Below are 6,322 nucleotides of genomic sequence, written 5' to 3' on the forward strand. Positions count from 1 at the left end.
TCAGTCGTTCCCTGCGAGTCGGACCGAGGCGGCTGACCGTCGTGTCGAGATCCTGCGGCAGTGCCGCGCGCAAGGCCTGCGATTCGTCCGTGCCGGCCCGGAGGTTCAGCGCGTCCGCCAGCTCCAGGACATCCCGGGCCGCGGCCCGCCCCTCGTCCCGGCTACCCGAGTCCTGCCTGGCGAGCTGAGCCCGCAGCTGAGCGAAGACGCCCGCCACGAGTTGCCGCGACTCGCTGTCGCTCCAGCGCCGGTACTGCGTCGTGCTCATCGAGCCGAGTTCGACGATCCGGTCCTCGCCCAGCCATCCGACCAGCTCGCGCAGCAGCGGCTGCTCCTGCAGCGCCTTGCGCCGCGACATCGGTCCAGGCCGGCGTGCGAACTGAACCAGTACCTCACGCAGGAACCGCTCGACGTACGGATCCGCCTGCCCCGCGCGTTCTCGCAGTTGGTGTTCATGCCGGGCAACGGCGTCGACGACGGCTTTCTCGACCGCTGCCCATGGCCCCGGAGCGACCGCGACCTCGAGATCGTCGTTCGGCATGGAGGCATGCATCGGGCTCGCGTCGAACCGGATCGTCAGCTGGTAGGTGCTGTCGCCGTACCGCTGTACGACGAAGCGCTGCTCCCGGCCGTCGATGCCGGTCCGCGGCTCGATCGAGACCACGCCGGCCGCATCGGCGATCCGCCGGCGCCGGGCGGCGTACAGCGAGACCGCGACCGGCCGGTCCGGACTGACGCCGCTGCGCGGGTACAGGGTCCGCTCGGCCGGCGCCGACTCGACCAGCTTGTCTTCCAGGCGGTTGACGGACGCGTACAGCTTGCCGATCCCGGGTCGCCGCAACGCCTCCGCGACCCGGTCCCGGAGGCCGGGCGGCAGCATGCCGGGGATGCCGTCGAGCGGCTCGTTCTCGAGCTTGTTCACTTTCTCGAGCAACAGCCGCAGTTCCCGGATCGGGCGCCCGTGAACCACACCGGCCTCGATCCGGGCGACCAGGAACTCCACCTCGGCCAGCCGGCCGGCGCGGTGCTGATCGCGCGCGCCGGCGCCGCGTCGCACCGCGACGATCTGCGCCACCGTGTTCGCCAGCGCACGATCGGCGACGTCGTCAGTGGCCCGAGCCGACAAGGCGACCCTGGTCCAGGGCGTTCGGTCGTCGGCCCGGTCGGTACGGTTCAGGCCCTCCCAGCTGACCGGCCCGGCGTCGGCGAAGATGGCGTCGTCGACGACGCTGAACTCGTTGGTCAGGCTGTTGCCGTCGTCGAGAACGATCACCAGCTCGGTCGCCGAGATCCGGACCTCGGCGACGCCGGCCGCCCGGGCGATCGCCGGCGCACCGAGCCGCACCGCCGCGAGCACCTTGCCCGGCTCCGCCTGCGCGCGACCGTCGCCGCGGAATCGGCTGCCGTAGATGCTTCCCGGTCCGCCCCGGGGCTGCTCGCGGTAGCGGCGGGGCCGGACCGGATCGGCCACGTCCTGGTGGCGGGCGAGCCGGGCCTGGACGCGACCGGCGAGGTCCGTGCCGAGCCGGGCGGCGAGCTGCCTGGCGGCTTCGGCGTCGATGCCGAGTCCGGCCGCAGTGTCGAGCAGCGCGAGATCCGCCCGCACCCCGGTCCGCGGATCCGAGCCGGTCAGCTGGTCTCCGACCCAGCCGAGCACGGCGATCTGGGTCTCCTGCGCGCGCTCGTGGGCCGCGTGCGGCGCCGTACCGATCAGCAACTCGCCGAGCTCTCGCAATTCGTGCGCGATCGACGGCAGTACTTCGACAGCGTCGGTGAGGTATCGCGACAGCGTGACCGTGACGGTGTCCACGCCTTCGGTGCCGACGAAGCCCGCCGGAGCGTGGTTCGCGACGTCACCGACCACGAACACCACCGTGCGCGATCGGTCACCCCGCACGATCCGGTACCGCGCCGGATCGTGCGGGTCGGCTTCGATCCGGTCGAGCATCGTCAGCCGCTCGAGGACGTCCCTCGTCTTCGCGTCGGTGAGCAGCTCGTTCGTCAGCCCGGCGACCGCCGGTGCGTTGTCGTCGGCGCGTCCCGCGGTCGTGAACATCTCCCCCACCGCCGAAGCGTTGCCAGAGGCAACTTCCGGGGACGGCAGCGCGAGCCAGCGGAAGCCGTGTCCTTCCAGGGTGACGGAGTACGGCAGCTCGTCGATCACCCGGAACCGCTGGTCGCCGACGATGTCGGTCGGCCGGCGGCCGGTCCAGGCGCTCAGATCCAGGTCGACGGCCTGGGCGGTGCCGGCCAGGTTGAACACTCCGAGTACCACCTCGCCGTCGTACTCGCGCGCGATCGCCAGCACGTGACCGTTGCTGCCACCCAGATCGGTCAGCGTGCCGTTGGCGAGGGCTGGATGCGCCTTGTACGCCGTGATCAACCCGCGGGTCCAGTGCAGCAGCGACGAGTCGTCGTACACCTGGTTCTCGACGTTGACGTGGCGGAATCCGTTCACCGGATCCGCGACCGGAGGTAGATAGAGGTGCCGCGGGTCGGGATCGCCGCTGGACGGCCGGTACGGCGCTGCCGTGGAGAAGCCCGCGTTCAGGCCCGGCGTCCACGGCATCGGCGTGCGCTGGGCGTCCCGGTCCGGCAGCGCCGGGTTGTCGCCCATGCCGAGCTCGTCGCCGTAGTAGATGATCGGCGAGCCGAACAACGCGAACAGCAGCGCATTGGCCAGCTTGATCTTCTGGAGGTCGTTGCCGAGCAGCGGAGCCAGGCGGCCGACGAAGCCGTCGTTGGACTTGCGATCCTTGGCCGCGTCGTACGTCGCGTGCAGGTACTCGCGTTCGGCCCGGGTGACCATCTCGGTGGTGCGCTCGTCGTGGTTGTCCAGGAACGTCATCAGCGCGGCACTCGCCGGTAGCTCCGGCCGCAGCCGCAGCACGTCGCGAATCGGTTCGGCGACCTCGCTCGCCAGTGCCATGTACATCCGTGGCATCAACGCGAAGTCGAAGGCCATGTGGAACCCGTCGCCGCCGGTGGCCGGATCCCCGAAGTACGCCATCAGGTCGGCCAGCGGCTGGTTCGCCTCGCAGAGGATCATCGCGCCGTACCGGTCGGCGAGCACCCGCATCTGCCGGACGAACTCGTGCGTCTGCGGCAGGTTCTCGCCGTTCGTGCCGGCCCGGACGAACAGGTACGGTACGGCGTCCACCCGGAACCCGTCGACGCCGAGCCGGAGCCAGAACTCCTGCGCGTCGAGGATCTCCTGCCGGACGGCGGGATTCTCGAAGTTGAGGTCCGGCTGGTGGCTGAAGAACCGGTGCCAGAAGTACTGCCGGCGGACCGGGTCCCACGTCCAGTTCGAGGTCTCGGTGTCGGTGAAGATGATCCGCGGGCCGATCAGCGGCCGGCCGTCGGCCGAGGTGATCCGCAACCAGGTCGACTCGGGGTCGATGTCGCGCCGCTCACCGGTGTCCGGATCGACGATGTACTCCGTCCCGGCCGGATCGGTGTACAGCTGGGTGTAGAACTGCTCGGGCGAGTCGGACCACACGTAGTAACCGCCGTACGGGCCGTCCGGGTCACGGCGGGACTCCTCGAACCAGGGGTGCTGGTCGGAGCTGTGGTTCGGGACGAAGTCGACGATGATCCGGATGCCCCGCTGGTGCGCCTTGGCGATCAGTTCCTTGAAGTCGTCGAGCGTGCCGGCGTTCGGGTGGATGTCGGTGTAGTTGCTGACGTCGTAGCCGCCGTCCTTGAGCGGCGACGGGTAGATCGGGTTCAGCCAGAGGCAGTCGACGCCGAGCAGCTCCAGATAGTCCAGCTGGTCGATCAGTCCGCGGAGGTCGCCGTACCCATCGCCGTCGCCGTCGCGATAGGCCCGGACCAGCGCCTGGTAGAACACCGCGTTCTTGTACCACTGCCCGCCGCTCGGCCTGGCGTCGGCGAGGGTGGCGGCGACGATCACCGCCGCGAACCACAAGGTGATCTCCGCGTCCTGTTCGGCCGTCGCGTCCAAGCGAGCGGCGACGAAGGCGCGTACAGTGCCGGCCGCCTCGGCCCGCGTCGCCTCGCCGGCCTCTCCGGGCCTGGCACCCATCGCGATCAGCAAGGCTTGTACTGCGTCACGCTCGGTCTGCTCGGCCCTGCCCGGCGCGACGCGACCGAGGTCGGCCGCGGTGACGAGCGCGGCGGTCGCGGCGAGTTGGTCCGTGGCGCGATCGACGGCATGCCGCACCGCGGCCGGACTGTCCAGCCACTCCGACAGCGTGATCACCGGGCCCAGCGTTTCCGGGTCGAGGTCGAGTCCGGCGTCGGCTCGGCCGGCGAGGTCTCCCACCCGCACGGTGACTACGAAGTCCTGGCCGTACCAGGTCTGCCCGAAATGCACATCGGCACGACCGGGCTCGGAGAACAGGACCACATTGCCGAGGCCTGAGAGGTACTGACGCAGCCAGGAGGCAACCCGTCCGGCTTGGGTGGCCGGCTCGGATTCCTTGCTGGAGGCAACAGTGTCGACAGGGCCGGGCGGAATGGTCCGGGTGTAGGCCTTGGCGAGCTCCGCTGCGAAGGCCAGCACCTGGCCGAGCTCGGCCGTCTCGGGCAGCAATCCGGCGCGGACCAGCGCCGGCTTGAGTTGACGTTCGAGGAGCCTCCGGGTGGCACGTTCGGGCCGATCCGTGGCGAAGGCTCCGCTTTCGGCGAAGAACCTGAACGACTCCGCGAACCGGTCCCAGGCGGCGCGCGCGGCCGCGGCCTCGTCCAACCCGACGGATCGGCGCGCATCCACCCGGTCCCACGCGATCAGGCCGAGGCCGTACTCGCCGAGTTGCTGGTTCAGTACGCGTCGGCGCAGTGTGCGCGCACTGGGCTGGCTCGTCGCGACCACCACGGTGATCTGCCGGCCGGCGTACTCGCCGACGTAGATGCCGTCGACGAGTTGCTCCGGGCCGAGGCCCGGGTACCTGTCCGCGAGGTCGGCCGGGGTGTCGACCACGCCGACCACACCGAGTGGGATCCGCACCGCCGACCGTAGCTCCAGCAGCGCCTTGGTGACCTCGCGTCCGGACATGCCGGCCGGTTCGAGATCCGCCAGATCGTTCCGAGCTGCACGTACGTTCCCCGGTGCGTCGGCCCGGACCTTCCGCGCCCAGTCGACTCGTTCTGTCCGGACGACCTCGATCGCCTGCCGGCCCGAGTCGGGCCGGTGTCTCTCAGCGGCGAACTCGACGGCGCTTCGGGCCCACAGCCCTGCCGCATGCAGGTACTCCGCGGCTCGCGTGCGCAGCATTGCCGCGACCGGCTGCACGGCACGAGTCGCCGCTTGCCGGGCCTGCTCGCTCTCCCGGCCATGACGCGCTGTCGTCTCGACGGCAGACCGCAGTGCGTCGAGCGCGGCCTGTGCCGCGTTGTCGATGTCTGCCCGGTCGCTGATCAACAGCAAGATCTGCAGCGCGTGATCCGCCTGTGTACGCAGCCGTTCACGGTCCTGGCCGGTACGACCGAGCAGGTACGCCTGGAAGGTGGCGATCGCCCGCTGTGCCGCGTCCAGCGTCGGACTCGACCAGCTCGACGTACCGGACATCCACTCGGCCCGCAGCTGCCGTAACTCCGTCGCGTCGCCCGCCCAGGTTGTCATCGCCTCGGTGATCGCGCGAGTGGCCCGCTGCTCGGCGAGTTCGCTGTTGTCGCCGTACCAGGATGTGACGCTCTCGAAGGCCTCCGCCGCCACCCGCCGCACCGCACCGAACGCGGCGGTCGGCGCAGCGGCCAACGCGGCGCGCAGAGTAGCCAAGGCCGCGTCGGGCTCATGCGCCGCGAGCACGGTCGCCGCGTCTGCCAGCACTGCAGCCATCTCGGTGACGCTGTGCTCGCCCGACCAGTACGCGACAACCTCCTGTGCTACCTCATCGGCAGCAAGCGCGGCTTCGGCTGGGTCGTCGGTCGGGGTGAGTTGTTCCGACGCGTGCAGGAACAGCCCGATCCACCGCGCCGACGCCTGCGGATCGCGAGCCGTCGCCGCGATCAGGAGGATCGACAGAGCTTCAGCAGCGTCCGATTCGGCTTTCGCCGCGGCGTCCTGGTCCGGTCCGAGACGGGCCTGCAGTGCCTCGTACAGCCTGTCCACGGCGATCTCGTCCAGATCGTCGTGCACCGATCCCACCAGCCGGTCCACTGCACGCGCGATCGCAGCCGGTCGCTGCTCCCGGTCGGCCAGATACGCGGCAGCAAGCGCCTCACCCGCCGCTCGCACCGCCGCGTCGCCGTCGTCGCCATGACTGTTGACGGCCGCCGGGGAGACCTGCTGCGTGGACTGCAGGACGTACGTACCGACCGGAGTAGACCAAGCGTTCAGTGCGTCGTACACGACCTT

General features: G+C 70.3%; 1 pseudogene. It reads right to left on the bottom strand.

Features of this window, described 5'->3' with window-relative positions:
• Positions 1-2,101: 2,101 nt before the first annotated feature.
• Positions 2,102-4,048 (bottom strand): annotated as a pseudogene (locus ACZ5BU_RS20145) (alpha-amylase family glycosyl hydrolase); the annotation flags it as partial.
• Positions 4,049-6,322: the final 2,274 nt, after the last annotated feature.

It is taken from the genome of Kribbella sp. NPDC031520, assembly GCF_055580825.1.